Genomic DNA, 2,241 nt, shown 5'->3' with positions numbered 1-2,241 from the left:
GTCTTTCGATATCAGGCGATGCAGGATGTGCTCGCTCGCTTGATTGAGGAGCCATATGAAGAGTTCACCATCGGCCAACTCGCGGAAATGATTGACGGGAATCAGGCAACGGTCTCAAAGGCAGTCAAACTGCTCAAAGAACTCGGCACAGTTCAGACCCGTAAAGAAGGCCGGAAGCAATACGTGCGTATCCATCGTGACCGACTCACAAAATCTGATCCAGTCCTGTCGATCCCCCAGTCGGAATTTCACAAGCCTGTCCGGGCCTTCGTCGATACTGTTCAGGAAGAGATTGACCATCTCGTCGGCGTCCTGCTTTTCGGTAGCGTGGCACGGGGGACAGCCGACCGCGCAAGTGATATCGATCTTCTTGTCTTCGTCGAAGACGATAGGACACAGGCTCGCCGAACTGTTCAGTCAATCGTAAGCACTCTCCAAGAGACGAAATTTGAGGGGAACCGCTACACCTTCGAAACGTTGGTCGAATCGACCGAAAGCGCGAAACGGATTGGTGACCGGCTCCAACAGCAGTTCGATGAGGGACTGATATTAGTCGGGACAGATCAGTTATCCAATATCCGGGCGGGGGTGTACGCGAATGGAGAATGAATCAGTGCTTAACGCACTGGCAGCCGCTGAGCGTAGTTTCGAGCAGACACCACAGAATGTTGAGGACGGGCTCGATGTCGACGAAGCCGAATTGGTCCAACTTCGCCGAGCATGTCGGCTTCTGGCAGCTGCGTCCCGCCTGCTTGATGGTGGCTACTACACAGTTGTCATCGAGTCGTCGTTCGTTGCGATAGAGCGGACGATCCAGTTCCGACTCATCCACGACGGCGCAATGGACGCTTCTGAAGTCATCAGTAGTCATCGGCGACTGTACCAGCGAGGTGCAGAGATCGGACTCTATGATGACGCGTTTGGGGAACGATTAGCTGAACTATGGAACCAGAACCGAACAAAAACCTACTACCGGCTCGGAATTGCCACTGAATCGCAAGCAAAGGCGATGCACGAACTTGCCACCGATGTTCATCAAGATTTGATCAACGCGAGCCAAGTGCGCCACGAGTGTCTCTGTTAATCGACAGCCAAACGATACACCAGCCGGCCACCCGTCTCTGCCCGGCCGTCAGTCCCACGCTGCAAGGAACCGACTGCCAGCGCGAGTGCAGTCGTGTCCCTCTCGTCGCCAACTGCGCGCGACTCTGACGTGCGCGTCATCTCAACCAGCAATTAACGCTTATTGATTAGTGCAGATACGCATACAACGAATGCCAACAAGAGAGCTACTGACTGGGCTTCTGATCCTCGGTGGAAATATCGGGCCGCTTGAATCGATATTTGAGATCTATCCACCACTTGTGTTGCTGGGAACGTATCTCGCAGCAACGGGTGCGTATCTGATAGCCGCCGATGATCTGGCCAATTTTGCTGGACTCTGGGTCGTGATGACTGTCGTCTATCCGCCAGTTCTCATCTGGCAAATAAATTCTATGGATATAACACGCGAGATTATCTTCGGGTATTCATTTGCAGATAGCGTCGCCGGACTCCCACTAATCTTGATGCTTTTGGTCACGTACATCCTCGTTCAATCGTTACAGGACCGCTTTCGGGAGGTTGCATGATGGTCGTTTCGTGGATTTTGGATTACTTTCCGCCGTGGTTGGCAATAGTTCTGGTAACTACTGGATCTGTACTTATCACATGGGGCCTGCCGTTCGTTGATCCGAAGAGCGACTTCGCTGTCGAGGCTCCGAAGGGTGTTTTTGGGACGCTCATACTCGGTATCGGAACGGGTTTCACGATCTGGGGCGCACGAAAGACAGCCTCATTCGACACCGTCGTTGTTGGGATCATCCTACTCGGTTCGTTTATGCAGGGGGCAGTCGCGGTCAATTTCTATCGAAAAGTCTATGACTTCGTTTCGAATGGCTCGCTCCCATCAAGTGGTGGATTCAGACGAAAGATCATTGCTCACCTGTTGATGCTGTTTCTGTTACTGATCGCACTGTGGACCATCATTTACTTCATAATCTGGGGCAATCTAGACCTGGGAATACAGGATACTGTCCGACTGTACTGGACGATCGCCACGGTTATCATCAGTGTCTTGGGGCTATCCACACGGTTCTGGTTTATGCAGCGTGGATTCCCTCCGCAAATAATGTTTGGTGGGATTTTCCTAATTACTGGAGCAGAAATCTTCAATTTGCAGTTTGAGGTTGAGTTGACTAC

Annotated in this window: 5 protein-coding genes; 4 read left to right on the top strand and 1 reads right to left on the bottom strand. The window is 52.0% G+C overall.

All coding sequences use genetic code 11. The features are described 5' to 3' along the window. A partial coding sequence (locus D3D01_RS22475) for a nucleotidyltransferase domain-containing protein (protein WP_233563616.1) occupies positions 1-609 on the top strand: 609 nt, incomplete at its 5' end. Then, positions 599-1,084: a hypothetical protein gene (locus D3D01_RS22470; protein ID WP_004592300.1), complete on the top strand. Its 486-nt coding sequence runs from the start codon at positions 599-601 to the stop codon at positions 1,082-1,084. The genes D3D01_RS22475 and D3D01_RS22470, both read left to right, overlap by 11 nt. Here the strand turns inward: D3D01_RS22470 and D3D01_RS23865 are convergent. After that, positions 1,081-1,224 (bottom strand): hypothetical protein, encoded by a 144-nt coding sequence (locus D3D01_RS23865; RefSeq protein ID WP_158598778.1) that lies wholly within the window; start codon positions 1,222-1,224, stop codon positions 1,081-1,083. The genes D3D01_RS22470 and D3D01_RS23865 overlap by 4 nt on opposite strands. A 50-nt stretch (positions 1,225-1,274) precedes the next feature. Here D3D01_RS23865 and D3D01_RS22465 point away from each other — a divergent pair, with 50 nt between their 5' ends. Both D3D01_RS22465 and D3D01_RS22460 read left to right on the top strand, forming a co-directional pair. Continuing rightward, positions 1,275-1,631, top strand: coding sequence for a hypothetical protein (locus D3D01_RS22465; RefSeq protein ID WP_004592299.1), 357 nt, complete (start codon positions 1,275-1,277; stop codon positions 1,629-1,631). Continuing rightward, the coding region (locus tag D3D01_RS22460) for a hypothetical protein (RefSeq protein WP_121513849.1) at positions 1,631-2,241 on the top strand (611 nt) is incomplete at its 3' end. The genes D3D01_RS22465 and D3D01_RS22460, both read left to right, overlap by 1 nt.

It is taken from the genome of Haloarcula sp. Atlit-7R (genome assembly GCF_003666065.1).
Classification (GTDB): Archaea; Halobacteriota; Halobacteria; order Halobacteriales; family Haloarculaceae; genus Haloarcula; species Haloarcula taiwanensis.
Note: the sequence above shows the minus strand (reverse complement) of the source record. Positions and strands in the feature narration are given on the sequence as shown.

Coding starts and splice junctions, on each gene's coding strand:
- D3D01_RS22470 (WP_004592300.1), top strand. CDS start 599: ATGGAGAATGAATCAGTGCTTAACGCACTGGCAGCCGCTGAGCGTAGT.
- D3D01_RS23865 (WP_158598778.1), bottom strand. CDS start 1,224: ATGACGCGCACGTCAGAGTCGCGCGCAGTTGGCGACGAGAGGGACACG.
- D3D01_RS22465 (WP_004592299.1), top strand. CDS start 1,275: ATGCCAACAAGAGAGCTACTGACTGGGCTTCTGATCCTCGGTGGAAAT.